Annotated in this window: 23 protein-coding genes, 2 tRNA genes and 2 rRNA genes (1 of these 27 cut by a window edge); 25 read left to right on the forward strand and 2 right to left on the reverse strand. The window is 57.9% G+C overall.

All coding sequences use genetic code 11. The features are described from left to right. From AB4O23_RS09020 to rrf, 3 genes are all read left to right on the forward strand, one after another. Positions 1–57, forward strand: a tRNA-Ala gene (locus AB4O23_RS09020) (it extends 19 nt beyond the left edge of the window). Between the two features lie 234 nt (positions 58–291). Continuing rightward, positions 292–3,183: ribosomal RNA gene (locus AB4O23_RS09025) — 23S ribosomal RNA — on the forward strand. 157 nt (positions 3,184–3,340) lie between these two features. Then, positions 3,341–3,456 (forward strand): 5S ribosomal RNA (gene rrf, locus AB4O23_RS09030). 468 nt (positions 3,457–3,924) lie between these two features. On the opposite strand, the gene AB4O23_RS09035 is transcribed toward rrf, so the two are convergent. After that, positions 3,925–4,009, reverse strand: a tRNA-Leu gene (locus AB4O23_RS09035). A 108-nt stretch (positions 4,010–4,117) separates the two neighbouring features. Between AB4O23_RS09035 and queA the strand changes: the two genes are divergently transcribed. From queA to AB4O23_RS09065, 6 genes are all read left to right on the forward strand, one after another. Then, the gene (queA, locus tag AB4O23_RS09040) at positions 4,118–5,167 is read left to right on the forward strand and encodes a tRNA preQ1(34) S-adenosylmethionine ribosyltransferase-isomerase QueA (RefSeq protein WP_017530028.1); all 1,050 of its coding nucleotides are present in this window, start codon (positions 4,118–4,120) and stop codon (positions 5,165–5,167) included. A gap of 5 nt (positions 5,168–5,172) precedes the next feature. Then, positions 5,173–6,288 carry a tRNA guanosine(34) transglycosylase Tgt gene (gene tgt / locus AB4O23_RS09045; protein ID WP_032803964.1) on the forward strand — a complete coding sequence of 372 codons (1,116 nt, stop codon included), beginning with the start codon at positions 5,173–5,175 and terminating at the stop codon, positions 6,286–6,288. A 43-nt stretch (positions 6,289–6,331) separates the two neighbouring features. Beyond that, complete coding sequence (gene yajC / locus AB4O23_RS09050; protein WP_003175975.1) at positions 6,332–6,670, forward strand: preprotein translocase subunit YajC; 339 nt, start codon at positions 6,332–6,334, stop codon at positions 6,668–6,670. Between the two features lie 62 nt (positions 6,671–6,732). Then, the gene (secD, locus tag AB4O23_RS09055) at positions 6,733–8,601 is read left to right on the forward strand and encodes a protein translocase subunit SecD (protein ID WP_017530027.1); all 1,869 of its coding nucleotides are present in this window, start codon (positions 6,733–6,735) and stop codon (positions 8,599–8,601) included. 9 nt (positions 8,602–8,610) lie between these two features. Continuing rightward, a complete protein-coding gene (gene secF, locus AB4O23_RS09060) occupies positions 8,611–9,525 on the forward strand; it encodes a protein translocase subunit SecF (RefSeq protein WP_017530026.1) in 915 nt (304 codons plus the stop codon). Between the two features lie 124 nt (positions 9,526–9,649). Then, complete coding sequence (locus AB4O23_RS09065) at positions 9,650–10,192, forward strand: glycine zipper 2TM domain-containing protein (protein WP_460062917.1); 543 nt, start codon at positions 9,650–9,652, stop codon at positions 10,190–10,192. A gap of 222 nt (positions 10,193–10,414) precedes the next feature. On the opposite strand, the gene suhB is transcribed toward AB4O23_RS09065, so the two are convergent. Next, positions 10,415–11,230 (reverse strand): type III secretion system regulator SuhB, encoded by an 816-nt coding sequence (suhB, locus tag AB4O23_RS09070; protein ID WP_003175971.1) that lies wholly within the window; start codon positions 11,228–11,230, stop codon positions 10,415–10,417. A 145-nt stretch (positions 11,231–11,375) separates the two neighbouring features. Here suhB and trmJ point away from each other — a divergent pair, with 145 nt between their 5' ends. The 16 genes from trmJ (at position 11,376) to hisS (ending at position 24,635) form a co-directional block, all read left to right on the forward strand. Further along, positions 11,376–12,146: a tRNA (cytosine(32)/uridine(32)-2'-O)-methyltransferase TrmJ gene (trmJ, locus tag AB4O23_RS09075; RefSeq protein ID WP_017530024.1), complete on the forward strand. Its 771-nt coding sequence runs from the start codon at positions 11,376–11,378 to the stop codon at positions 12,144–12,146. 2 nt (positions 12,147–12,148) lie between these two features. Continuing rightward, positions 12,149–12,931: a serine O-acetyltransferase gene (gene cysE / locus AB4O23_RS09080; RefSeq protein ID WP_017530023.1), complete on the forward strand. Its 783-nt coding sequence runs from the start codon at positions 12,149–12,151 to the stop codon at positions 12,929–12,931. A gap of 218 nt (positions 12,932–13,149) precedes the next feature. Next, positions 13,150–13,641 carry a Fe-S cluster assembly transcriptional regulator IscR gene (gene iscR, locus AB4O23_RS09085; RefSeq protein ID WP_003194020.1) on the forward strand — a complete coding sequence of 164 codons (492 nt, stop codon included), beginning with the start codon at positions 13,150–13,152 and terminating at the stop codon, positions 13,639–13,641. Between the two features lie 50 nt (positions 13,642–13,691). Then, positions 13,692–14,906, forward strand: a complete 1,215-nt coding sequence (locus AB4O23_RS09090) for an IscS subfamily cysteine desulfurase (RefSeq protein WP_460062921.1) — start codon at positions 13,692–13,694, stop codon at positions 14,904–14,906. A 99-nt stretch (positions 14,907–15,005) separates the two neighbouring features. Further along, positions 15,006–15,392 (forward strand): Fe-S cluster assembly scaffold IscU, encoded by a 387-nt coding sequence (gene iscU / locus AB4O23_RS09095; RefSeq protein ID WP_017530021.1) that lies wholly within the window; start codon positions 15,006–15,008, stop codon positions 15,390–15,392. A gap of 28 nt (positions 15,393–15,420) precedes the next feature. After that, positions 15,421–15,744 (forward strand): iron-sulfur cluster assembly protein IscA, encoded by a 324-nt coding sequence (gene iscA, locus AB4O23_RS09100; RefSeq protein WP_003209680.1) that lies wholly within the window; start codon positions 15,421–15,423, stop codon positions 15,742–15,744. An 8-nt stretch (positions 15,745–15,752) separates the two neighbouring features. Next, on the forward strand, positions 15,753–16,274 hold the full coding sequence (gene hscB / locus AB4O23_RS09105) for a co-chaperone HscB (RefSeq protein WP_135196996.1): 522 nt from the start codon (positions 15,753–15,755) through the stop codon (positions 16,272–16,274). A 53-nt stretch (positions 16,275–16,327) separates the two neighbouring features. Then, positions 16,328–18,190, forward strand: a complete 1,863-nt coding sequence (gene hscA / locus AB4O23_RS09110; protein WP_065876686.1) for a Fe-S protein assembly chaperone HscA — start codon at positions 16,328–16,330, stop codon at positions 18,188–18,190. A gap of 3 nt (positions 18,191–18,193) precedes the next feature. Further along, positions 18,194–18,535 carry an ISC system 2Fe-2S type ferredoxin gene (fdx, locus tag AB4O23_RS09115; protein ID WP_015885743.1) on the forward strand — a complete coding sequence of 114 codons (342 nt, stop codon included), beginning with the start codon at positions 18,194–18,196 and terminating at the stop codon, positions 18,533–18,535. 14 nt (positions 18,536–18,549) lie between these two features. After that, positions 18,550–18,753 (forward strand): Fe-S cluster assembly protein IscX, encoded by a 204-nt coding sequence (gene iscX, locus AB4O23_RS09120; RefSeq protein ID WP_017135947.1) that lies wholly within the window; start codon positions 18,550–18,552, stop codon positions 18,751–18,753. Positions 18,754–18,845: 92 nt separating this feature from the next. Beyond that, a complete protein-coding gene (ndk, locus tag AB4O23_RS09125; protein ID WP_003175956.1) occupies positions 18,846–19,271 on the forward strand; it encodes a nucleoside-diphosphate kinase in 426 nt (141 codons plus the stop codon). A gap of 29 nt (positions 19,272–19,300) precedes the next feature. Beyond that, positions 19,301–20,449: a dual-specificity RNA methyltransferase RlmN gene (gene rlmN / locus AB4O23_RS09130; RefSeq protein ID WP_017530016.1), complete on the forward strand. Its 1,149-nt coding sequence runs from the start codon at positions 19,301–19,303 to the stop codon at positions 20,447–20,449. Positions 20,450–20,461: 12 nt separating this feature from the next. Then, a complete protein-coding gene (gene pilW / locus AB4O23_RS09135; protein ID WP_017530015.1) occupies positions 20,462–21,220 on the forward strand; it encodes a type IV pilus biogenesis/stability protein PilW in 759 nt (252 codons plus the stop codon). After that, complete coding sequence (locus AB4O23_RS09140; RefSeq protein ID WP_017530014.1) at positions 21,220–22,212, forward strand: RodZ domain-containing protein; 993 nt, start codon at positions 21,220–21,222, stop codon at positions 22,210–22,212. The genes pilW and AB4O23_RS09140 overlap by 1 nt, the downstream gene beginning before the upstream one ends. A 2-nt stretch (positions 22,213–22,214) precedes the next feature. Next, complete coding sequence (gene ispG, locus AB4O23_RS09145) at positions 22,215–23,324, forward strand: flavodoxin-dependent (E)-4-hydroxy-3-methylbut-2-enyl-diphosphate synthase (protein WP_003175952.1); 1,110 nt, start codon at positions 22,215–22,217, stop codon at positions 23,322–23,324. A 21-nt stretch (positions 23,325–23,345) separates the two neighbouring features. Further along, positions 23,346–24,635, forward strand: coding sequence for a histidine--tRNA ligase (gene hisS, locus AB4O23_RS09150; RefSeq protein ID WP_017530013.1), 1,290 nt, complete (start codon positions 23,346–23,348; stop codon positions 24,633–24,635). The last annotated feature ends 1 nt before the right edge of the window (position 24,636 follow it).

Here is a 24,636-nt window from a genome sequence, read left to right on the forward strand (position 1 = left end):
GAGAGCGCCTGCCTTGCACGCAGGAGGTCAACGGTTCGATCCCGTTTGGCTCCACCACTACTGCTTCTGACGTATGAAAGCTTAGAAATGAGCATTCCATCCTAGCGATGGTGAATGTTGATTTCTAGTCTTTGATTAGATCGTTCTTTAAAAATTTGGGTATGTGATAGAAAGATAGACTGAACGTTACTTTCACTGGTAACGGATCAGGCTAAGGTAAAATTTGTGAGTGATTACAGATTTTCGGCGAATGTCGTCTTCACAGTATAACCAGATTGCTTGGGGTTATATGGTCAAGTGAAGAAGCGCATACGGTGGATGCCTTGGCAGTCAGAGGCGATGAAAGACGTGGTAGCCTGCGAAAAGCTTCGGGGAGTCGGCAAACAGACTTTGATCCGGAGATGTCTGAATGGGGGAACCCAGCCATCATAAGATGGTTATCTTGTACTGAATACATAGGTGCAAGAGGCGAACCAGGGGAACTGAAACATCTAAGTACCCTGAGGAAAAGAAATCAACCGAGATTCCCTTAGTAGTGGCGAGCGAACGGGGACTAGCCCTTAAGTGGCTTTGAGATTAGCGGAACGCTCTGGAAAGTGCGGCCATAGTGGGTGATAGCCCTGTACGCGAAAATCTCTTAGTCATGAAATCGAGTAGGACGGAGCACGAGAAACTTTGTCTGAATATGGGGGGACCATCCTCCAAGGCTAAATACTACTGACTGACCGATAGTGAACTAGTACCGTGAGGGAAAGGCGAAAAGAACCCCGGAGAGGGGAGTGAAATAGATCCTGAAACCGTATGCGTACAAGCAGTGGGAGCCCACTTTGTTGGGTGACTGCGTACCTTTTGTATAATGGGTCAGCGACTTATTTTCAGTGGCGAGCTTAACCGAATAGGGGAGGCGTAGCGAAAGCGAGTCTTAATAGGGCGTCTAGTCGCTGGGAATAGACCCGAAACCGGGCGATCTATCCATGGGCAGGTTGAAGGTTGGGTAACACTAACTGGAGGACCGAACCGACTACCGTTGAAAAGTTAGCGGATGACCTGTGGATCGGAGTGAAAGGCTAATCAAGCTCGGAGATAGCTGGTTCTCCTCGAAAGCTATTTAGGTAGCGCCTCATGTATCACTGTAGGGGGTAGAGCACTGTTTCGGCTAGGGGGTCATCCCGACTTACCAAACCGATGCAAACTCCGAATACCTACAAGTGCCGAGCATGGGAGACACACGGCGGGTGCTAACGTCCGTCGTGAAAAGGGAAACAACCCAGACCGTCAGCTAAGGTCCCAAAGTTATGGTTAAGTGGGAAACGATGTGGGAAGGCTTAGACAGCTAGGAGGTTGGCTTAGAAGCAGCCACCCTTTAAAGAAAGCGTAATAGCTCACTAGTCGAGTCGGCCTGCGCGGAAGATGTAACGGGGCTCAAACCATACACCGAAGCTACGGGTATCACGTAAGTGATGCGGTAGAGGAGCGTTCTGTAAGCCTGTGAAGGTGAGTTGAGAAGCTTGCTGGAGGTATCAGAAGTGCGAATGCTGACATGAGTAACGACAATGGGTGTGAAAAACACCCACGCCGAAAGACCAAGGTTTCCTGCGCAACGTTAATCGACGCAGGGTTAGTCGGTCCCTAAGGCGAGGCTGAAAAGCGTAGTCGATGGAAAACAGGTTAATATTCCTGTACTTCTGGTTATTGCGATGGAGGGACGGAGAAGGCTAGGCCAGCTTGGCGTTGGTTGTCCAAGTTTAAGGTGGTAGGCTGGAATCTTAGGTAAATCCGGGATTCTAAGGCCGAGAGCTGATGACGAGCTAACTTTTAGTTAGCGAAGTGGTTGATGCCATGCTTCCAAGAAAAGCTTCTAAGCTTCAGGTAACCAGGAACCGTACCCCAAACCGACACAGGTGGTTGGGTAGAGAATACCAAGGCGCTTGAGAGAACTCGGGTGAAGGAACTAGGCAAAATGGCACCGTAACTTCGGGAGAAGGTGCGCCGGTGAGGGTGAAGGACTTGCTCCGTAAGCCCATGCCGGTCGAAGATACCAGGCCGCTGCGACTGTTTATTAAAAACACAGCACTCTGCAAACACGAAAGTGGACGTATAGGGTGTGACGCCTGCCCGGTGCCGGAAGGTTAATTGATGGGGTTAGCTAACGCGAAGCTCTTGATCGAAGCCCCGGTAAACGGCGGCCGTAACTATAACGGTCCTAAGGTAGCGAAATTCCTTGTCGGGTAAGTTCCGACCTGCACGAATGGCGTAACGATGGCGGCGCTGTCTCCACCCGAGACTCAGTGAAATTGAAATCGCTGTGAAGATGCAGTGTATCCGCGGCTAGACGGAAAGACCCCGTGAACCTTTACTATAGCTTTGCACTGGACTTTGAATTTGCTTGTGTAGGATAGGTGGGAGGCTTTGAAGCGTGGACGCCAGTCTGCGTGGAGCCAACCTTGAAATACCACCCTGGCAACTTTGAGGTTCTAACTCAGGTCCGTTATCCGGATCGAGGACAGTGTATGGTGGGTAGTTTGACTGGGGCGGTCTCCTCCTAAAGAGTAACGGAGGAGTACGAAGGTGCGCTCAGACCGGTCGGAAATCGGTCGTAGAGTATAAAGGCAAAAGCGCGCTTGACTGCGAGACAGACACGTCGAGCAGGTACGAAAGTAGGTCTTAGTGATCCGGTGGTTCTGTATGGAAGGGCCATCGCTCAACGGATAAAAGGTACTCCGGGGATAACAGGCTGATACCGCCCAAGAGTTCATATCGACGGCGGTGTTTGGCACCTCGATGTCGGCTCATCACATCCTGGGGCTGAAGCCGGTCCCAAGGGTATGGCTGTTCGCCATTTAAAGTGGTACGCGAGCTGGGTTTAGAACGTCGTGAGACAGTTCGGTCCCTATCTGCCGTGGACGTTTGAGATTTGAGAGGGGCTGCTCCTAGTACGAGAGGACCGGAGTGGACGAACCTCTGGTGTTCCGGTTGTCACGCCAGTGGCATTGCCGGGTAGCTATGTTCGGAATAGATAACCGCTGAAAGCATCTAAGCGGGAAACTAGCCTCAAGATGAGATCTCACTGGAACCTTGAGTTCCCTGAAGGGCCGTCGAAGACTACGACGTTGATAGGTTGGGTGTGTAAGCGCTGTGAGGCGTTGAGCTAACCAATACTAATTGCCCGTGAGGCTTGACCATATAACACCCAAGCAATTTGACTACTCGAAAGAGCATCAGATTGCGGTGTGTGAAGACGAAACGAACCGAAAGTTTGTAACTCACAAAACACCGACTGCTGTCACATACCCAATTTGCTGAAGCGAGGCCATCTGGTCACGAGTCAGTACCCGAATTTCTTGACGACCATAGAGCATTGGAACCACCTGATCCCATCCCGAACTCAGTAGTGAAACGATGCATCGCCGATGGTAGTGTGGGGTTTCCCCATGTGAGAGTAGGTCATCGTCAAGATTAAATTCCGAAACCCCATTTGCGAAAGCAGATGGGGTTTTGTTTTGGGCGCTCGAAAAGCCAGACGAAATTCTCCAGCGAGTGACCGACAAATTTGCGCAATTATCCCGAGCTTCAGCCCTTGGTCAATGCACTGCATACCTGGGCATGGCCCAAGGCGATTTTGTGTCGGAAGGATCGTCATCGGCAAAGCTCTGGATTACAGCTTCGAACGCTGGACAATATTGATTCGACCTCCCTAATAAGGCTGATAACGCTCCACTGCACAGTTGCGCCAAGTGGATGGTTTGCGAATAAGGCACCAGCGGCCTATAAGGCGCCTCACGGGGTTTTGATCGCCGTTACAGCTCCTCATGGGGCTGGAGGCTGCTGCTTGCTTTCTGGGTGCCTTACAGGCTCTCTCCGGCAGGTTGACACTTTTCTGCAGACGAAAAAAAAGACCTTGAAATTCAAGGTCTTTCTTTAAGATGGTGCCCCGAGGGAGACTCGAACTCCCACTCCTTTCGAAAACGGATTTTGAATCCGCCGCGTCTACCAATTCCGCCATCAGGGCTCAATGGCGGCGAAGTATAGAGATGAGATTACCGTTGGTCAATCACGTTTCATGGTCTATTTTCACTATTTCCGCTAGACTTCCCGGCCCTGCTAGACGAACCCCATCATGCGCGTTGCTGACTTTACTTTTGAACTCCCTGATTCGCTGATCGCTCGCCACCCGTTGGCCGAGCGTCGCGCCAGTCGACTGCTGACCCTGGACGGGGTCAGCGGCGCCCTCGCACACCTTCAATTCACTGATTTGCTTGAGCATTTGCGCCCAGGCGATTTGATGGTGTTCAACAATACCCGTGTGATTCCTGCACGGCTGTTTGGCCAGAAAGCATCCGGCGGCAAGCTGGAAATTCTGGTGGAACGGGTTCTGGACACCCATCGCGTGCTTGCCCATGTGCGCTCCAGTAAGTCACCGAAGCCGGGTTCGAACATCGTCATTAATGGCGGTGGTGAAGCCGAGATGGTGGCGCGTCATGACGCGTTGTTCGAGCTCAAGTTCGCCGAGGAAGTATTGCCGTTGCTGGAGCGCGTAGGCCATATGCCATTGCCTCCTTATATCGACCGTCCTGACGAAGACTCGGACCGTGAGCGCTATCAGACGGTTTACTCCCGCCACCTCGGGGCGGTTGCCGCTCCGACTGCCGGCCTGCATTTCGACCAGCCGCTGCTGGATGCGATTGCCGCCAAGGGCGTCGAGACCGCCTATGTGACCCTGCACGTGGGGGCCGGCACGTTTCAGCCGGTGCGTGTGGAGAACATCGAAGATCACCACATGCACAGCGAATGGCTCGAGGTCAGCCAGGCGGTTGTGGATGCGGTCGCTGCCTGCAAGGCACGTAATGGACGGGTGGTAGCCGTTGGCACCACCAGCGTGCGCTCCCTGGAAAGTGCTGCGCGCGATGGCGTGCTAAAACCGTTCAGTGGCGACACCGATATCTTTATTTTCCCCGGCCGGCCATTCCATGTGGTCGATTGCCTTGTGACCAACTTCCATCTGCCGGAATCCACGCTATTGATGCTGGTGTCGGCATTTGCCGGTTATCCGCAAACCATGGCCGCCTACCAGGCCGCCATCGATAACGGGTACCGTTTTTTTAGCTACGGTGATGCGATGTTTATCACCCGTAACCCGGCGCCACGCGGCCCAGAGGAACAACTATGAGTCGTATGTCGTTTGAATTGCTCGCAACTGATGGCAAAGCCCGTCGAGGTCGCCTGACCTTCCCGCGCGGCACTGTAGAGACCCCGGCGTTCATGCCGGTCGGTACCTACGGCACCGTAAAAGGCATGCTGCCGCGCGACATCGTCGCCACCGGCGCCGAAATTATCCTCGGCAATACCTTCCACCTGTGGCTGCGCCCGGGCACGGAAGTGATCAAGAAGCACGGCGACTTGCACGACTTCATGAAATGGCAGGGCCCGATCCTCACCGATTCCGGCGGCTTCCAGGTGTTCAGCCTGGGCGCCATGCGCAAGATCAAGGAGGAGGGCGTGACCTTCGCCTCGCCGGTAGATGGCGCCAAAGTATTCATGGGGCCGGAAGAGTCGATGCAAGTGCAACGGGACCTGGGTTCCGACATTGTGATGATCTTTGACGAATGCACGCCGTACCCGGCTGACGAGGACGTGGCGCGGATTTCCATGGAGTTGTCGCTGCGTTGGGCCCAGCGTTCGAAGAATGCACACGGCGACAACACTGCTGCATTGTTCGGTATCGTCCAGGGCGGTATGCACGAAAGCCTGCGCAAGCGCTCGCTCGAAGGCCTCGACAAGATAGGCTTTGATGGCTTGGCCATCGGCGGCTTGTCGGTCGGTGAGCCCAAGCACGAAATGATCAAGGTGTTGGATTACCTGCCGGGCCTGATGCCGGCTGACAAACCTCGTTACCTTATGGGCGTTGGCAAACCTGAAGATCTCGTAGAGGGTGTGCGCCGCGGTGTGGACATGTTCGATTGCGTGATGCCAACCCGTAATGCCCGCAATGGGCATCTGTTCATCGATACAGGCGTGCTGAAGATCCGTAACGCGTTCCATCGCCATGATGACTCGCCGCTGGATCCGACCTGTGATTGCTATACCTGCCAGAACTTCTCACGTGCTTATCTGCACCATCTGGACAAGTGCGGAGAAATGCTGGGTAGCATGTTGAATACCATCCACAATTTGCGTCACTACCAAGTCCTGATGGCTGGTTTGCGCGAGGCTATTCAACAGGGTACATTGGCCGCCTTCGTCGATGCCTTCTATGCCAAGCGCGGGCTTCCTGTGCCGCCCTTGGACTGAGTTTTCCGACCCTAAGATTCACTATTTGCAACTGGAGTGCTAAATGAGCTTTTTTATCTCTAACGCCATGGCCGACGCCGCTGCGCCTGCTGCTGCCGGCCCTATGGGCGGTGGTTTCGAGTGGATTTTCCTGGTCGGCTTCCTGGTCATCTTCTACCTGATGATCTGGCGCCCACAGGCCAAGCGTGCCAAAGAGCAGAAGAACCTGCTGGGCAGCCTGCAGAAAGGTGACGAAGTTGTGACCACTGGCGGCATCGCCGGCAAGATCACCAAGGTTTCCGACGCTTTCGTTGTACTGGAAGTCTCCGACACCGTAGAAATGAAGTTCCAGAAGGGCGCCATCGCCGCCACGCTGCCAAAAGGCACGCTCAAAGCGATCTAAGTAACAACCTTTACCAATCGACGGGGCGCGCAAGGCGCCCCGCGTTATAAGCGGGCGGCGTGATGCTGAACAAATACCCTCTGTGGAAATACGTACTGATCCTGGCGGTGCTGGCGATCGGTTTTATTTATTCCGCTCCCAATCTTTATCCTGATGACCCGGCTATCCAGATCACTGGAGCCAGCACTTCCCTGCAGGTCACTCAGGCTGACTTGGAACGCGCGAGCAAGGCTCTGACCGACGCGGGTATCCAGGTTAAAGCGGCAACATTGGCAGCTGGTGCGAAGGGCGGCTTGCTGCGCTTGACCAAGCAAGAAGACCAATTGCCGGCAAAAGATGTCGTGCGCAAGGCCATGGGCGACGACTACGTCGTAGCGCTGAACCTTGCACAGACCACGCCACAATGGCTGCGCAGCATTGGCGCGCACCCGATGAAGCTGGGCCTGGACTTGTCCGGTGGTGTGCACTTCCTGCTGGAAGTCGACATGGACAAAGCGCTCGACGCACGTCTGAAGGTCTATGAAGGCGATGTGAAGAGCCTGCTGCGCAAAGAGAAGTTGCGCTATCGCAGCCTGCCGCAGCTCAACGGCGCCATCCAGTTGGGCTTCTCCGACGAAGCTTCCCGCGAACAGGCCCGTACGCTGATCCGCAAGAACTTCAATGATTTCGATATCGTACCGGCTGACCTCAATGGTCAGCCTGTACTGCGCCTGGCAATGAGCCCGGTCAAGATCGCGGAAATCCGCGAATACTCCATCAAGCAGAACTTGACCACGGTGCGTAACCGCGTCAACGAGCTGGGTGTAGCCGAGCCTATCGTGCAGCGCCAGGGCGCCAACCGCATTGTGGTTGAGCTGCCGGGTGTGCAGGACACTGCTGAAGCCAAGCGTATCCTGGGTAAGACCGCCAACCTGGAGTTCCGCCTCGCGGCCGAGCCGGGTGCTTCCCGCGCGACGTCCGAGGAGTTCGAATTCCGTGAAGGCAACCGTCCTCCAGCGCTGATCGAGCGCGGTTTGATCATCACGGGCGACCAGGTCACCGACGCCAAAGCTGGTTTCGGCGAGCACGGTACCCCTGAAGTGAACATCCGCCTGGATGGTCATGGCGGCGAACTGATGAGCCGCGCCACGCGCAGCAATGTCGGTCGCAGCATGGCGGTGATCTTCATCGAGCAACGCCCGGTGACCACCTACACCAAGCAGGTCGTCAACGGCGTCGAGAAAGACGTTCCGGTGCAGACTTTCAAGGAAGAGAAGAAGATCATCAGCCTGGCGACCATCCAGTCGCCACTGGGGGCCCAATTCCGTATCACTGGCCTGAACGGTCAGGGTGAATCCTCGGAGCTGGCCCTGCTGCTGCGTGCCGGTGGCCTGGCTGCTCCGATGTACTTCGCTGAAGAGCGCACCATTGGCCCGAGCCTGGGTGCGGACAACATCACCAAGGGCGTGGACGCTGCGCTGTGGGGCATGCTGTTCGTGTCGCTGTTTATCATCGCCATCTACCGTTTCTTCGGCGTCATCGCCACCGTGGCCCTGGCGGGCAACATGGTGATGCTGCTGGCGCTGATGTCGTTGCTGGGCGCTACGCTGACCTTGCCAGGTATCGCCGGTATCGTACTCACCATGGGTATGGCGGTAGACGCCAACGTCCTGATCTTCTCGCGGATTCGTGAAGAGATCGCCGCCGGCATGACCGTGCAGCGTGCAATCAACGAAGGCTTCGGCCGGGCATTTACCGCGATTCTCGACTCCAACCTGACCACTCTGTTGGTCGGCGGGATTCTCTTTGCCATGGGCACCGGCCCGGTCAAAGGTTTTGCGGTGACCATGTCCCTCGGTATCTTTACCTCGATGTTCACGGCCATCATGGTGACCCGCGCAATGGTCAACCTGATCTTTGGCGGGCGTGACTTCAAGAAGTTGTGGATTTAAGGGGCTGCCATGTTACGTACAATCAACTTCATGGGCGTTCGCAACATTGCGTTCGGCGCCACAGTGCTCCTTACCGTTCTGGCGTTGTTCAGCTGGTTCCATAAGGGCCTGAACTACGGTCTGGACTTCACCGGCGGTACGCTCATCGAGCTGACCTACGAGAAGCCGGCCGACGTTACCCTGGTGCGCAACGAACTGGTCAAGGCTGGTTACCACGAAGCTGTGGTGCAGAGCTTCGGCGCGACCACCGACTTGTTGGTGCGTATGCCTGGCGAAGACCCGCAGCTGGGTCACCAGGTGGCCGAGGCCTTGCAGAAGGTCGGCGGTGAAAACCCGGCGTCGGTCAAGCGCGTCGAGTTCGTCGGCCCGCAAGTCGGTGAAGAGCTGCGCGACCAGGGCGGCCTCGGCATGCTGATGGCGCTGGTCGGCATCATGATCTACCTGGCATTCCGGTTTCAGTGGAAGTTCGGTGTCGGCGCCATTGTGTCGCTGATCCATGACGTGATCGTGACCGTGGGCATCCTGGCCTACTTTCAGATCACCTTCGACCTGACCGTACTGGCGGCCGTACTGGCCATCATTGGTTACTCCCTCAACGACACCATCGTGGTGTTCGATCGGGTTCGCGAAAACTTCCGTGTACTGCGCAAGGCGACGTTGATCGAGAACATCAACATCTCCACCACCCAGACCCTGTTGCGGACCATGGCGACGTCGATCTCCACCCTGCTGGCGATTGCCGCACTGATGATCTTCGGCGGCGACAACCTGTGGGGCTTCTCCTTGGCGCTGTTCATCGGCGTACTGGCGGGTACCTACTCGTCGATCTACATCGCGAACGTGGTGCTGATCTGGTTGAACCTCAACAGCGAAGACTTGATCCCTCCGGCCGCTACTGACAAGGAGGTCGACGACCGCCCTTGATGGGCGGTTGTTGATACGCTGTTACAAAGAAGGCGCGAGTATTGAACTCGCGCCTTTTTTTTTGCTCCAAGGCTGGGTATAGCGCGGATCTTTCGATCCGTTTGTGATGGTCAGGAGGTTCAACGTGAACAAGTCGTTACTGGTTGGTGCGGTATTGGGTGCTGTCGGTGTGACTGCCGGGGGTGCTGTTGCCACCTACAGCCTGGTAAAAAGCGGCCCTGAGTATGCGCAAGTGCTGGCAGTGCAGCCGGTAAAAACCCAGATCAAAACCCCTCGCGAGGTCTGTAAGGATGTCACGGTAACCCGGCAGCGTCCGGTGCAGGACCAGCATCAAATCGCCGGTACCGTCGTCGGCGCGCTGACCGGTGGCCTACTGGGTAACCAGATTGGTGGCGGTAACGGTAAGAAGCTGGCGACCGTGGCCGGTGCAGTCGGTGGTGGTTACGCCGGTAACAAGGTTCAGGAAGGCATGCAGAACCGCGATACCTACACCACCACGCAAACTCGCTGTAATACCGTGAACGACATCAGTGACAAGGTTGTTGGCTACGACGTGCGTTACACCCTGGATGGCAAGGAAGGTTCGGTGCGTATGGATCGTGATCCGGGCGGCCAGATTCCGGTCGACAAGGAAGGGCGTCTGATCCTGGGTCAGAACCAACAGTAATCCTGGGCCTGGCGCGGATTCAAAGGTCTGTGCGGTCCAGAATGTGGGAGGGGGCTTGCTCCCGATAGCAGGGTGTCAGTCACCGGATTTTTGGCTGATTCACCGCTATCGGGAGTAAGCCTCCTCACACATTTGATTTTGGAAGCAGCCGGTATTTAGTTTCTTGCTAAACCCCAGGCATAAAAAAAGCACCCCGAGGGGTGCTTTTTTGTGCGCGTTCGCTTAGCGCTTCAGCGAAGCCGGCAGGTGCGGCTGAATCGCTGTCAGCACTGCCTTGAAGCATTTGGTGTTGCCGGCAACCACGTGGCCTTTTTCCAGGAAGTCGTGGCCGCCTGTGAAGTCGCTCACCAGGCCGCCAGCTTCTTGGATCAGTAGGGCGCCTGCAGCCATGTCCCATTCGGACAGGCCTGACTCCCAGAACGCATCAAAACGACCGGCAGCAACATAAGCCAGGTCCAGGCTGGCAGCGCCGGCGCGACGGATGCCGGCGGTCTGGCCAACCAGGGCGCGGAACATGCCCAGGTAGTTCTCCAGGTTATCCATCTGGTCGTCACGGAACGGGAAGCCGGTACCCAGCAGCGCGCCGTCCAGGCTGGTACGACCGCTGACGCGCAGGCGGCGACCATTCAGTTGGGCGCCACGGCCACGGCTGGCGGTGAATTCTTCCTGGCGAACCGGGTCGAGGACAACGGCGTGCTCCAGGCGGCCACGGTATTTGCAGGCAATGCTCACCGCAAAGTGTGGAATGCCGCGCAGGAAGTTGGTGGTGCCGTCCAGTGGGTCGATGATCCACAGGTAGTCTTCGCCTTCGCCGCTGCCTTTGTGCAGGCCGGTTTCTTCACCGAGTATGCCGTGGGTAGGGTAGGCCTTGCGCAGCGCATCGATGATTTTCTGCTCGGCGGCGCGATCTACCTCGGATACATAATCCTTGGCGTCTTTTTCGTCGACCTTGATGGTATCCAGGCGCTCGATGGAGCGGAAGATCAATTCACTGGCGCTGCGGGCGGCGCGCAGCGCGATATTCAGCATGGGCTGCATGGATGTGTCACCTAAGGTTGTTAAAGAAAGCCGAGCATTCTAGCAGAAACTTTCTTCAGGTGAAGGACGACGTTAGCTTTCATGGCATAACCTTAGGCTGTTCTGTAAGATTTGCTCCCCTTTCCCGTGTCCGAGAGCGCCTCCCTTGCTGCAAAACATTCGTGTCGTCTTGGTCAATACCAGTCATCCCGGCAATATCGGTGGGGTGGCGCGAGCCATGAAAAACATGGGCCTGACGCGCCTGGTGTTGGTCGAGCCGCGTGTGTTCCCGCACCATGAAGCTGATGCTCGTGCTTCCGGCGCCAATGACCTGCTTGAAAAAGCCCAGGTCGTCGCCACCTTGGAGGATGCCTTGGTCGGTTGCAACCTGGTGCTTGGTACCAGTGCGCGTGATCGGCGCATCCCCTGGCCGCTCTTGGATCCGCGTGAGTGCGGAACCAAAGTGGTGGAAGAAGCGGCCGGTGGTGCGCAAATCGCCTTGGTTTTCGGTCGTGAAGATTCCGGCCTCACCAACGAAGAGCTGCAGCGATGTCATTACCACGTGCACATTCCATCCGACCCCGAGTTCAGTTCGCTTAACCTCGGGGCTGCGGTACAGGTGTTGACCTACGAAGTGCGCATGGCTTGGCTGGCTGCCGAGGGGCAGCCGAGCAAAGTGGAAAAGGACGAGGTGGCGTCGACCAAAAGTGGCGAGCTGGCCACCATGGACGAACTGGAGCGGTTCTACGAGCACCTGGAGCAAACCCTGGTGGCCATCGAATTCCTCGACCCGGAAAAGCCACGGCATTTGATGGCGCGCCTGCGTCGCCTTTACGGGCGCAGCTCGGTGAGCCGAGCGGAAATGAATATATTGCGTGGCATCCTCACGGAAACCCAGAAAGCGGCCCGTGGCGAGCTTCTTAAGCGGAAGGATTAAAAATGTTCGAGCGTTTGCGAGAAGATATCCAAAGTGTTTTCCACCGTGATCCTGCGGCGCGCAACGCTTTTGAAGTGCTCACCTGCTACCCAGGCATGCATGCCATCTGGATTCATCGCCTGTCCGGTGCCTTGTGGGGGATGGGCTGGAAATGGCTGGCACGTCTGGTGTCGAATTTTGGTCGTTGGATGACTGGGATCGAGATTCATCCGGGAGCCAAGGTTGGGCGCCGCTTCTTCATTGATCATGGCATGGGGATCGTGATTGGCGAGACGGCGGAAATCGGCGATGACGTGACGTTGTACCAGGGCGTGACCCTGGGCGGCACCACTTGGAACAAAGGCAAGCGCCACCCGACTTTGGAAAACGGCGTGGTGGTGGGGGCGGGCGCCAAGGTGCTGGGCCCGTTTACCGTGGGGGCCGGTGCCAAGGTCGGTTCCAATGCTGTCGTCACCAAGGCTGTGCCGCCAGGCGCAACCGTGGTGGGGATTCCGGGTCGCATCATCGTCAAGCCGCAGGTAGGCGATGAGCAAGAAGCCAAGCGCAAGGCGATGGCCGAGAAAATCGGCTTCGACGCCTACGGTGTCAGCGAAGACATGCCCGACCCCGTGGCGCGCGCCATTGGCCAGTTGCTTGACCACCTGCAAGCGGTGGACGGCAAACTGGAGGGTATGTGCGGTGCACTGAAGGAGTTGGGCAGCACTTACTGCGCCAAAGAGTTGCCCGAGCTGCGCGAAGAAGACTTTGCCGAGATCAAGGACGAAGCCGCCACCAAGGCAAGCTGAGGTCTGCGGTGGGAGGGGCTTGCTCCCACCTGTTGATCTCCATGGGGCGCGGAGTTTTTGCTCGGCCCCGTTCTTGCTGTTCGTTCCCACCCCATCCTGCTATGATTCGCGCGCCCTTTTTACGGGTAATCCTGACTAAAGTACTAGGTCTTATAGTTGACTTAAATACTCGGGAATCGCATACTTGCTCCCATTCCGAAACACCTTGGTACTTGTCCATGAGACTGACTACAAAAGGCCGATACGCGGTAACCGCCATGCTTGACCTGGCCTTGCACGCGCAAACTGGGCCGGTGTCCCTGGCCGATATCTCCGAGCGCCAAGGCATTTCCCTGTCCTACCTCGAGCAACTGTTCGCCAAATTGCGCCGTAGCAATCTGGTCTCCAGCGTACGTGGGCCGGGCGGCGGTTATCAGTTGTCCCGTGACATGCAAGGCATCCAGGTAGCCCAGGTGATCGACGCCGTCAACGAATCCGTCGACGCGACCAAATGCCAGGGCCTGGGTGATTGCCACGCTGGCGACACCTGCCTGACGCACCATTTGTGGTGCGACCTGAGCCTGCAGATCCATGAGTTTTTGAGTGGTATCAGCTTGGCTGATCTTGTGACTCGCCGTGAGGTGCAAGAAGTAGCCCAGCGTCAGGACCAGCGCCGTTGCAACACCAAGGCGCCGCGTCTGGACAAGATTGAAGCGTCCGCCGTCGAGTAACAGCCGAAGAGCTAACGGCGCGCCAGCCAGCCTGATTTAGGAGAAAGTCCATGAAATTGCCGATTTACCTTGATTACTCTGCGACTACCCCGGTTGATCCGCGTGTCGCGCAAAAAATGAGCGAGTGCCTGCTGGTTGACGGAAACTTCGGCAACCCAGCCTCCCGTTCCCACGTATTCGGCTGGAAAGCCGAGGAAGCGGTCGAGAACGCTCGTCGCCAGGTCGCTGACCTGGTTGGCGCAGACCCGCGTGAAATCGTCTGGACCTCCGGTGCCACCGAGTCCGACAACCTGGCAATCAAGGGAGCCGCGCATTTCTACGCGACCAAGGGCAAACACCTGATCACCACCAAGATTGAGCACAAGGCTGTCCTCGACACCATGCGCCAACTGGAGCGTGAAGGTTTCGAGGTGACTTACCTTGAGCCAACCACCGACGGTATCGTCACCCCGGCCATGATCGAAGCCGCGCTGCGTGAAGACACCATCCTGGTTTCCGTGATCCACGTTAACAACGAAATCGGCACCATCAACGACATCGCAGCCATCGGCGAACTGACCCGTTCCAAGGGCATTTTGCTGCATGTCGATGCGGCCCAGTCTACCGGCAAGGTCGACATCGACCTGTCCAAGCTGAAAGTCGACCTGATGTCGTTCTCCGCCCACAAGACCTATGGTCCTAAAGGCATCGGCGCCCTCTACGTAAGCCGCAAGCCGCGTGTGCGCATCGAAGCCACCATGCACGGCGGCGGTCACGAGCGCGGCATGCGTTCGGGTACCCTGGCGACCCACCAGATCGTCGGCATGGGCGAAGCCTTCCGTGTAGCCAAGGAAGACATGGCTGCCGAAAACGTGCGCATCAAGGCTTTGAGCGATCGCTTCTACAAGCAGGTCGAAAACCTTGAAGAGCTGTACATCAACGGCAGCATGACCGCCCGTGTGCCGCACAACCTGAATTTGAGCTTCAACTACGTCGAAGGCGAGTCGCTGATCATGGCGCTCAAGGACCTGGCGGTTTCGTCCGGTTCGGCCTGCACTTCGGCGTCCCTCGAGCCTTCGTACGTACTGCGCGCCCTGGGCCGCAACGACGAACTGGCACACAGCTCGATCCGCTTTACGTTCGGCCGCTTCACCACCGAAGAGCAAGTCGACTACGCCGCGCAGAAAGTCTGCGAAGCCGTCAACAAGCTGCGCATTCTGTCGCCGCTATGGGACATGTACAAAGACGGTGTCGATATTTCCAAGATCGAGTGGGCGGCACACTAACTATAGAAGCCGCCACCCAAGCTCTGTAGGAACGTGGCGGAAAACGCAGGCGTTTCTATAGGGTTCCAGAGCGGCCCTGATGAGTGAGGATTCAATACCATGGCTTACAGCGAAAAGGTCATCGACCACTACGAAAACCCGCGTAACGTCGGCAAGATGGATGCGCAAGACCCTGATGTCGGCACCGGCATGGTCGGCGCTCCTGCATGCGGCGACGTAATGCGCCTGCAGATCAAGGTCAACGAAGCTGGCGTTATCGAAGACGCCAAGTTCAAGACTTACGGCTGCGGTTCGGCCATCGCCTCCAGCTCGCTGGCCACCGAATGGATGAAAGGCAAGACTCTGGATGAGGCTGTGACGATCAGCAACACCCAACTGGCCGAAGAGCTGGCGTTGCCGCCAGTGAAAATCCACTGCTCCGTACTCGCAGAAGACGCCATCAAGGCGGCCGTTCGCGACTACAAGCAGAAGAAAGGCTTGATCTAAGTATTTGGCGACGAGTAAGGAGTCAACGATGGCTATCAGCATGACAGAAGCGGCTGCGCAGCACATTCGCCGCTCCCTGAATGGGCGCGGTAAAGGTGAGGGGATTCGTCTGGGTGTACGCACCACGGGCTGTTCCGGCCTTGCCTACGTGCTGGAGTTTGTCGACGAGGTGGTTGAGGAAGACCAGGTGTTCGAAAGTCACGGCGAGAAAGTGATCATCGACCCTAAAAGCCTGACCTACCTGGACGGCACCGAACTCGATTTCGTCAAGGAAGGGTTGAACGAAGGCTTCAAGTTCAACAACCCCAACGTGCGCGGTGAATGTGGCTGCGGCGAAAGCTTCAACATCTGAGGCTACTCGTGGGTACTCCTTGTCATTTCGCTTTATTCGAGCTGCAGCCGAGCTTTCGGCTGGACCTTGAGCAGCTTGCCGCGCGCTACCGTGAATTGGCGCGTGGCGTGCATCCGGACCGCTTCGCTGACGCCTCCGAGCGTGAGCAACGCTTGGCGCTGGAGCAATCGGCCAGCCTCAACGAAGCCTATCAGACGCTAAAAAGCCCGCCCAAGCGCGCGCGATATCTGCTTGCGATGAACGGCGGTGAGCTGCCACTCGAAGTCACGGTGCACGACCCGGACTTCCTGATGCAGCAGATGCAATGGCGCGAAGAGCTCGAAGACTTGCAGGATGAAGCCGATCTGGCTGGCGTCGCGGTCTTCAAGCGTCGTCTGAAAACGGCCCAGGATGAGCTCAACGAAAGCTTCGCAGCCTGTTGGAATGATGCGGCGCAACGCGAACAGGCCGAACGCCTGATGCGGCGCATGCAGTTCCTCGACAAGCTCTCCTACGAAGTGCGCCAGCTAGAAGAGCGCCTCGACGATTAACCCAGTGTGCTGCCCGTGATGCACGCCTGATAGACAGATAAGACCTGATTACCATGGCTCTACTGCAAATCGCCGAACCCGGCCAAAGCCCTCAACCGCACCAGCGTCGTCTGGCGGTGGGGATTGATCTGGGCACCACTAACTCCCTGGTCGCTGCCTTGCGCAGCGGCCTGTCCGAACCACTGCCCGACGCTGATGGCCAGGTGATCCTGCCCTCTGCCGTGCGTTATCACGCCGATCGCACCGAAGTAGGCGAATCGGCCAGGCTGGCGGCGTCCAGTGACCCGTTGAATACCGTGCTGTCGGTTAAACGCTTGATGGGCCGCGGTCTGTCCGACGTCAAGCAGTTGGGCGACCAGCTGCCGTACCGCTTCGTTGGCGGCGAATCCCATATGCCGTTCATCGACACCGTGCAGGGCCCTAAAAGCCCGGTGGAAGTGTCGGCCGATATCCTCAAAGTGTTGCGCCAGCGTGCCGAAACCACTTTGGGCGGCGAACTGGTCGGTGCGGTGATCACGGTTCCGGCCTATTTCGATGACGCACAACGCCAGGCGACCAAGGATGCGGCGAAGCTCGCCGGCCTGAACGTGCTGCGTTTGCTCAACGAGCCGACGGCCGCCGCTGTGGCCTATGGCCTGGACCAGCACGCCGAAGGCCTCGTCGCGATTTACGACCTGGGCGGCGGCACTTTTGATATTTCGATCCTGCGCCTGACCGGCGGTGTGTTTGAAGTGCTGGCTACCGGTGGCGACAGCGCCCTGGGTGGCGATGACTTTGACCATGCCATTGCCGGCTGGATCATCACCAGCGCCGGCTTGTCGGCTGACCTGGACCCTGGCGCGCAGCGTAATCTGCTGCAAACCGCCTGCGCGGCCAAGGAAGCACTGACTGACGCTGATTCTGTTGAAGTTTCCTACGGCAGCTGGTCCGCTCAGCTGACTCGCGAAGCTTTTGATGCGTTGATCGAACCGATGGTCGCTCGCAGCCTCAAGGCGTGCCGTCGGGCTGTACGTGATTCCGGTATCGAGCTGGAGGACGTGGCCGCTGTGGTCATGGTCGGCGGTTCGACGCGCGTCCCACGCGTTCGCGAAGCGGTTGCCGAAGCGTTTGGCCGCCAGCCATTGACGGAAATCGACCCGGATCAAGTAGTCGCCATCGGCGCCGCTATCCAGGCCGACACCCTGGCCGGTAATAAACGCGATGGTGGCGAACTGCTGCTGCTCGACGTGATCCCGCTGTCCCTGGGGCTGGAAACCATGGGCGGCCTGATGGAGAAGGTGATTCCACGCAACACCACCATCCCCGTCGCACGCGCCCAGGATTTCACCACGTACAAAGATGGCCAGACGGCCATGATGATTCATGTGCTGCAAGGCGAGCGCGAACTGATCAGCGACTGCCGCTCCCTGGCGCGCTTTGAACTGCGCGGCATCCCGGCGATGGTGGCCGGTGCGGCGAAAATTCGCGTGACCTTCCAGGTCGACGCCGATGGCCTGCTCAGCGTGGCAGCACGTGAATTGGCCTCGGGCGTTGAAGCCAGCATTCAGGTCAAGCCGTCCTACGGCCTCACCGACGGCGAAATCGCCAAGATGCTCAAGGATTCGTTCCAATATGCCGGTGACGACAAGGTCGCCCGCGTGCTGCGCGAGCAGCAAGTCGATGCCCAGCGCCTGCTCGAAGCCGTGCAGGGCGCCCTGGAAGCCGACGGCGAGCGTCTGCTGGATGCTGAAGAGCGCATGGTCATCGACCTGCAGATGCAGGAACTGGCCGAACTGATGAAAGGCAACGATGGTTACGCCATCGAGCAACAGACCAAGCGCCTGTCGCAGGTGACTGATGCCTTTGCCGCCCGCCGCATGGATCAGACGGTGAAAGCCGCACTGGCCGGGCGCAACCTGAATGAAATCGAGGAATAATTAATGCCGCAGGTCATTTTTCTGCCACACGCCGAGCATTGCCCGGACGGTATGGTTGTGGAGGCTGAGACCGGCAAGTCCATCCTCGAAGTTGCCCATGACAACCATATCGAGATCGAAAGCGCCTGCGGCGGTGTCTGCGCCTGCACGACCTGCCACTGCGTAATTCGCGAGGGTTTCAACTCTCTCGAAGAAGCGGACGAGCTGGAAGAGGACTTTCTGGATCGCGCCTGGGGCCTGGAGGCGACTTCTCGCCTAAGCTGTCAGGCAAAGGTCGGCACGGAAGACATCACTGTCGAAATTCCGAAATATTCCCTCAACCATGCGGCCGAAGCGCCGCATTGATTCAAGGAAATGTCATGAGCCTGAAATGGGTTGATGTACAAGAAATCGCTATACAACTTGCGGAAGCTCATCCTGAGGTCAATCCTCTTACCGTGAACTTCGTCAAGTTGCGCGACCTCGTAATGGCACTGCCGGAATTCGACGACATCCCTGACCGGGGTGGCGAAAAGGTCCTGGAGGCGATTCAGGGTCTGTGGATCGAAGAAGCAGACGACTGAGCCGACTTTTTACGCAGTTAGGCAATACCCAATAACCCGCGTATAATTCGCGGGTTTAATTTTTCGTAAATTACCGTTTCTGGAGTTACACCATGGCTGTTCAACGTACTTTCTCCATCATCAAGCCTGACGCTGTTGCAAAAAACGTCATCGGCGAGATCACCACTCGTTTCGAAAAAGCCGGCCTGAAGGTTGTAGCTTCGAAACTCAAGCAACTGTCCAAGGCTGAAGCTGAAGGCTTCTACGCTGAGCACAGCGCTCGTGGCTTCTTCGGCGACCTGGTTGCCTTCATGATCTCTGGCCCTGTTGTTGTTCAGGTTCTGGAAGGCGAAAACGCTATCGCTCTGAACCGTGAGCTGATGGGCGCTACCAACCCTAAAGAAGCGGCTGCCGGCACCATCCGCGCTGACTTCGCTGAGTCCATCGACGCCAACGCTGTTCACGGTTCGGACTCCGAAGCCGCTGCTGCTCGCGAAATCTCGTACTTTTTCGCCGCTACTGAAGTAACCGCTCGCTAAGCATCGGCTTAAAGAGTGAGGGTGAATCCATGACTATATCGACTGTTAAAACCAACCTGCTGGGGCTGACTCAGCCGGAAATGGAGAAATTCTTCGACTCAATCGGGGAGAAGCGTTTCCGTGCCGGTCAGGTAATGAAATGGATTCACCACTTTGGCGTCGACGATTTCGACGCCATGACGAACGTCAGCAAGGCCCTGCGCGACAAGCTCAAGGCCATTGCCGAGGTCCGTGGTCCCGAGGTTGTCAGCGAGGACATCTCCAGCGACGGCACCCGTAAGTGGGTGGTGCGCGTGGCGTCCGGCAGCTGCGTCGAGACCGTGTATATCCCCCAGGGCAAACGCGGTACTTTGTGCGTTTCGTCCCAGGCTGGCTGTGCCCTGGACTGCAGTTTCTGCTCCACCGGCAAGCAAGGCTTCAATAGCAACCTCACCGCCGCCGAAGTCATCGGCCAGGTGTGGATTGCCAACAAATCCTTTGGCAGCGTCCCGGCAACCGTCGACCGTGCCATCACCAACGTGGTGATGATGGGCATGGGTGAGCCGCTGCTGAACTTCGACAACGTAGTTGCGGCCATGCACCTGATGATGGACGACCTGGGTTACGGCATCTCCAAGCGCCGTGTCACCCTGTCGACCTCCGGCGTGGTACCGATGATCGATGAGCTGGCCAAGCACATTGACGTCTCCCTGGCGTTGTCGCTGCACGCACCCAATGACGCATTGCGTAATCAATTGGTGCCGATCAACAAAAAATATCCGCTTAAGATGTTGCTCGAATCTTGCCAGCGCTACATGGCGACCTTGGGTGAAAAGCGCGTGCTGACCATTGAGTACACCATGCTCAAGGACATCAACGACAAGGTCGAGCACGCGGTCGAGATGATCGAGCTGCTCAAGAACACCCCGTGCAAGATCAACCTGATTCCGTTTAACCCGTTTCCCCATTCCGGCTACGAGCGGCCGAGCAACAACGCCATCCGCCGTTTCCAGGACCAATTGCACCAGGCAGGTTACAACGTGACGGTACGCACCACCCGTGGTGAAGACATCGACGCGGCCTGTGGCCAGTTGGTTGGGCAGGTGATGGACCGTACCCGACGCAGTGAACGTTATATCGCCGTGCGTGAACTGAACGCCGCCGACGATCTACCGCAAATTGCTGTGAATCGAATCTGAGAGAGGATCTCTATGCCCTTGCGCCTCGCGCTGCTTCTGCTTGTTACCGGCCTGGCGGCTGGTTGTGTTTCATCGGGCCATGACAGCCCTTTGCAAACCGGTAAGGGGCGTGACGAAGCGCGAGTTGCTTATGTGCGATTGGGCTTGGGTTATTTGCAGCAGGGCATGAGCGAGCAAGCGAAGGTGCCGTTGAAAAAAGCCCTTGAGCTGGATGGCGACGATGCCGATGCCAATGCCGCATTGGCTTTGGTGTTCCAGGCTCAGGCCGAGCCTGAACTGGCCGAACGCTACTTCAATAAAGCCTTGGCCTCTCGTCCTTCGGACCCGCGACTGCTGAACAATTACGGCAGCTTCCTGTTCGAGCAGAAACGTTATGACCAGGCCTCCCGTTATTTCCAGCAAGCATCCGCCGATACCCTCTACCCGGAACGCTCGCGGGTGTTCGAAAACCTCGGGGTGACCTCGGTGCGTCTGGGCCAGCGCGACAGCGCTCGCCAGCAGTTGGAAAAAGCCCTGCACCTGAACAGCCGTCAGCCACGGGCATTGCTCGAAATGGCTGAGTTGTCTTACGAAGACAGGCATTATGTGCCGGCACGTGACTATTACGAACGTTTTAGCCTGCTCAGCGGGCAGAATGCACGTAGTCTATTGCTCGGTGTACGCCTGGCGACGGTTCACGAAGAACGCGACACGGCCGCACATTTTGGCCAGCAACTCGAACGACTCTATCCCGGTACGCCGGAATATCAGCAATACCTGTCGGAGCAATGATGAAAGCGGCGCACCCGGAAGTTGTAGCAGCTAATCGCGTAAACCCAGGCGACACCTTGCGTCAGGCCCGCGAAAGCAATGGTTGGTCGCTGTCGGAAGTGGCCCTCAAGCTCAATTTGACCACTACGTCCCTGGCCAACCTCGAAGCCGGTGCGTTCGATAAGCTGCCTGGGCACACGTTTGCCCGCGGCTATATCCGCGCCTACGCCAAGTTGCTGGGTATCGACCAGGCCGTCCTGGTTCAGCAATTCGACCAGTTCACCGGTACCGACTCCCAGGGCAGCAATGTCCATGGCTTGGGTCGCATCGAAGAACCGGTGCGGGTTTCCCACACTATTTTGCGAATTGTCAGCCTGCTGCTGCTGATCGCCGTGATCGGCGGCGGGTTTTTGTGGTGGCAAGACCAGACGTCCCTGCGCACCAAGGACCTGACCAGTAACGCCATGGAGCATGTCGAAGTCGAAAGCGCCGATGGTACCACCCAGATTCACCCGCTCGATGAGCCCGAAGACCAGGCCGTTGCCGAAGGCCAGGCCACGCCTGAAGCCCCGCTCGCAACCGAACAGCCCGTGCCGGAAACGGCGCCTGCCGCCACCGCTGCCATACCTGCTCCGGTAGCACCTGCCACGCCGGCGGCTTCCGTTGCTGCCCAGCCCCATGCACCTGCGGCACCTACTTCGACGCCCGCTACGCCGGCCGCCCCGGCAGCGCCCGCCATTTCGCCGCCCACCACCCCTGCGTTGATCGCCGGTGACGGCCGGGTACAGGTTACGTTCATCGCTGACTGCTGGACGCAAGTCACCGATGGCAATGGCAAAGTGCTGTTTAGCGGGCTGAAGCGTAAGGGCGATACGCTCGACCAGGGCGGCAAGCCTCCTTTGACGCTGCGTCTGGGCTTTGCCCGTGGCGCGCAAGTGGCCTACAACGGCCAGCCTGTGGACGTGGCGCCGTTCACCAGTGGCGAGACTGCTCGCATCAAGTTGGGACAATAGTCATGCACGGCGAATCTCCAATCAAACGTCGCGTATCGCGCAAGATCTGGGTCGGCTCGGTGCCGGTGGGCGGCGATGCCCCCATCGCAGTGCAGAGCATGACCAACAGCGACACCAACGACGTGGCCGCCACCGTTGCCCAGATCAACCGCCTGGAAGCTGCCGGCGTCGATATCGTGCGGGTTTCAGTGCCGGACATGGACGCTGCCGAAGCCTTTGGCCGCATCAAGCAATTGGTCAAGGTGCCGTTGGTTGCCGACATCCATTTCGACTACAAGATCGCGCTGCGCGTTGCCGAGCTGGGCGTGGACTGCCTGCGCATCAACCCAGGCAACATCGGTCGTGAAGACCGTGTGCGCGCGGTGGTGGATGCAGCCCGTGACCGCGGGATTCCGATCCGCATCGGCGTCAACGCCGGTTCCCTGGAAAAAGACCTGCAAAAAAAATACGGCGAGCCTACTCCGGCGGCGCTGGTTGAGTCGGCGCTGCGCCACGTCGAGCACCTTGAACGCCTGAATTTCCAGGACTTCAAGGTCAGCGTAAAGGCCTCCGACGTGTTCATGGCGGTTGAAGCCTACCGCTTGCTGGCCAAGGAAATCGTGCAACCGTTGCACCTGGGTATCACTGAAGCGGGCGGTTTGCGCTCAGGCACAGTGAAATCTGCGGTGGGTCTCGGTATGCTGCTCGCCGAAGGGATTGGCGATACTATCCGCATCTCGTTGGCGGCAGACCCCGTAGAGGAAGTGAAAGTCGGCTACGACATTCTCAAATCCCTGCGTTTGCGTTCCCGTGGCATCAACTTCATCGCCTGCCCGAGCTGCTCGCGGCAGAACTTCGACGTGGTGAAAACCATGAACGACCTGGAGTTGCGCCTCGAGGACCTGCTGGTGCCGCTGGATGTCGCCGTGATCGGATGTGTGGTCAACGGGCCGGGTGAAGCCAAGGAAGCCCATGTGGGCTTGACCGGCGGAACTCCGAACCTGATCTACATCGATGGCAAACCGTCGCAGAAGTTAACGAATGACAATCTTGTGGATGAGCTGGAAAAGCTGATCCGCGAGAAAGCGGCCGAGAAGGTCGCCGCTGACGCAGCGCTTATCGCACGCGGCTAAGAACGAATTTAAGGATTTGATGTGAGCAAGTCTCTGCAAGCCATTCGTGGCATGAACGACATCCTGCCGGAGCAGACGCCCCTGTGGCGCTACTTCGAGAACACGGTCGCGCGTCTGCTGGATAACTACGGTTACAAGCAGATCCGCATGCCGATCGTTGAGTTCACCGAGCTGTTCAAACGCTCCATCGGTGAAGTGACCGACATCGTCGAAAAAGAGATGTACACCTTTGAAGACCGCAACGGCGACTCCCTGACCTTGCGTCCGGAAGGGACCGCAGCGTGCGTGCGCGCCGTGCTTGAGCATGGTCTCACCGGCGGCGGTCAACCGCAGAAACTGTGGTACATCGGCCCGATGTTCCGTCACGAACGCCCGCAAAAAGGCCGTTATCGCCAGTTCCACCAGATCGGCCTCGAAGTGTTCAACCTCGACGGCCCGGACATTGACGCAGAGCTGATCGTGCTGACCTGGCGCCTGTGGGGCATGCTGGGCATCCGCGATGCGGTCAAGCTTGAGCTCAACAGCCTGGGCACCAGCGAGTCCCGCGGTCGCTATCGCGAAGCCCTGGTGGAGTTCCTCTCCGCTCGCCTGGACAAGCTGGACGAAGACAGCCAGCGTCGCCTGAAGACCAACCCGTTGCGCGTATTGGATACCAAGAACGCCGACACCCAGGCCGTACTGATCGACGCGCCGAAAATGGCCGACTACCTGGACGATGAATCCCGCACGCACTTCGAGGGCCTCAAGGCTCGTCTGGACGCGGCCGGTATTCCCTACGTGATCAACCCGAAACTGGTGCGCGGCCTCGACTACTACAGTAAAACCGTGTTCGAGTGGGTCACCGACAAGCTCGGCGCCCAGGGCACCGTGTGCGCGGGCGGCCGTTACGACGGCCTGGTCGAGCAGATGGGCGGCAAGCCGACCACGGGCGTAGGCTTTGCCATGGGTATCGAGCGGCTGATCCTGCTGCTGGAAACCCTGGAGCAGGTCCCGGAAGAAATCTCCCGTCAGGTGGACGTGTACCTCTGTGCGTTTGGCGAAGCCGCCGAACTGGCTGCCCTGGCCTTGAGCGAGAAGGTGCGTGACCAACTGCCGAACCTGCGCCTGCAGATCAACGCCGGTGCCGGCAGCTTCAAGAGCCAGTTCAAGAAGGCCGACAAGAGCGGTGCGCTGTATGCGCTGATCCTCGGCGATGACGAACTGGCCCAGCAAGTGATAGGTTTCAAGCCCCTGCGTGGCCAGGGTGAGCAACAGAACATTGCCTTCGATGCGCTCGCTGCGCACTTGGCCACCTGCGTCGTGCAGGGTTGAA

The sequence above is a fragment of the Pseudomonas sp. H2_A10 genome, assembly GCF_054680085.1.

What these genes read in the sequence shown, in the direction of transcription:
- iscA (WP_003209680.1), top strand. Translation starts at nt 15,421, where the DNA reads ATGGCTATCAGCATGACAGAAGCGGCTGCGCAGCACATTCGCCGCTCC.
- ndk (WP_003175956.1), top strand. Translation starts at nt 18,846, where the DNA reads ATGGCTGTTCAACGTACTTTCTCCATCATCAAGCCTGACGCTGTTGCA.
- fdx (WP_015885743.1), top strand. Translation starts at nt 18,194, where the DNA reads ATGCCGCAGGTCATTTTTCTGCCACACGCCGAGCATTGCCCGGACGGT.
- secD (WP_017530027.1), top strand. Translation starts at nt 6,733, where the DNA reads ATGCTGAACAAATACCCTCTGTGGAAATACGTACTGATCCTGGCGGTG.
- ispG (WP_003175952.1), top strand. Translation starts at nt 22,215, where the DNA reads ATGCACGGCGAATCTCCAATCAAACGTCGCGTATCGCGCAAGATCTGG.
- hscA (WP_065876686.1), top strand. Translation starts at nt 16,328, where the DNA reads ATGGCTCTACTGCAAATCGCCGAACCCGGCCAAAGCCCTCAACCGCAC.
- pilW (WP_017530015.1), top strand. Translation starts at nt 20,462, where the DNA reads ATGCCCTTGCGCCTCGCGCTGCTTCTGCTTGTTACCGGCCTGGCGGCT.
- iscX (WP_017135947.1), top strand. Translation starts at nt 18,550, where the DNA reads ATGAGCCTGAAATGGGTTGATGTACAAGAAATCGCTATACAACTTGCG.
- AB4O23_RS09140 (WP_017530014.1), top strand. Translation starts at nt 21,220, where the DNA reads ATGAAAGCGGCGCACCCGGAAGTTGTAGCAGCTAATCGCGTAAACCCA.
- AB4O23_RS09090 (WP_460062921.1), top strand. Translation starts at nt 13,692, where the DNA reads ATGAAATTGCCGATTTACCTTGATTACTCTGCGACTACCCCGGTTGAT.
- rlmN (WP_017530016.1), top strand. Translation starts at nt 19,301, where the DNA reads ATGACTATATCGACTGTTAAAACCAACCTGCTGGGGCTGACTCAGCCG.
- iscR (WP_003194020.1), top strand. Translation starts at nt 13,150, where the DNA reads ATGAGACTGACTACAAAAGGCCGATACGCGGTAACCGCCATGCTTGAC.
- tgt (WP_032803964.1), top strand. Translation starts at nt 5,173, where the DNA reads ATGTCGTTTGAATTGCTCGCAACTGATGGCAAAGCCCGTCGAGGTCGC.
- iscU (WP_017530021.1), top strand. Translation starts at nt 15,006, where the DNA reads ATGGCTTACAGCGAAAAGGTCATCGACCACTACGAAAACCCGCGTAAC.
- cysE (WP_017530023.1), top strand. Translation starts at nt 12,149, where the DNA reads ATGTTCGAGCGTTTGCGAGAAGATATCCAAAGTGTTTTCCACCGTGAT.
- yajC (WP_003175975.1), top strand. Translation starts at nt 6,332, where the DNA reads ATGAGCTTTTTTATCTCTAACGCCATGGCCGACGCCGCTGCGCCTGCT.
- secF (WP_017530026.1), top strand. Translation starts at nt 8,611, where the DNA reads ATGTTACGTACAATCAACTTCATGGGCGTTCGCAACATTGCGTTCGGC.
- suhB (WP_003175971.1), bottom strand. Translation starts at nt 11,230, where the DNA reads ATGCAGCCCATGCTGAATATCGCGCTGCGCGCCGCCCGCAGCGCCAGT.
- queA (WP_017530028.1), top strand. Translation starts at nt 4,118, where the DNA reads ATGCGCGTTGCTGACTTTACTTTTGAACTCCCTGATTCGCTGATCGCT.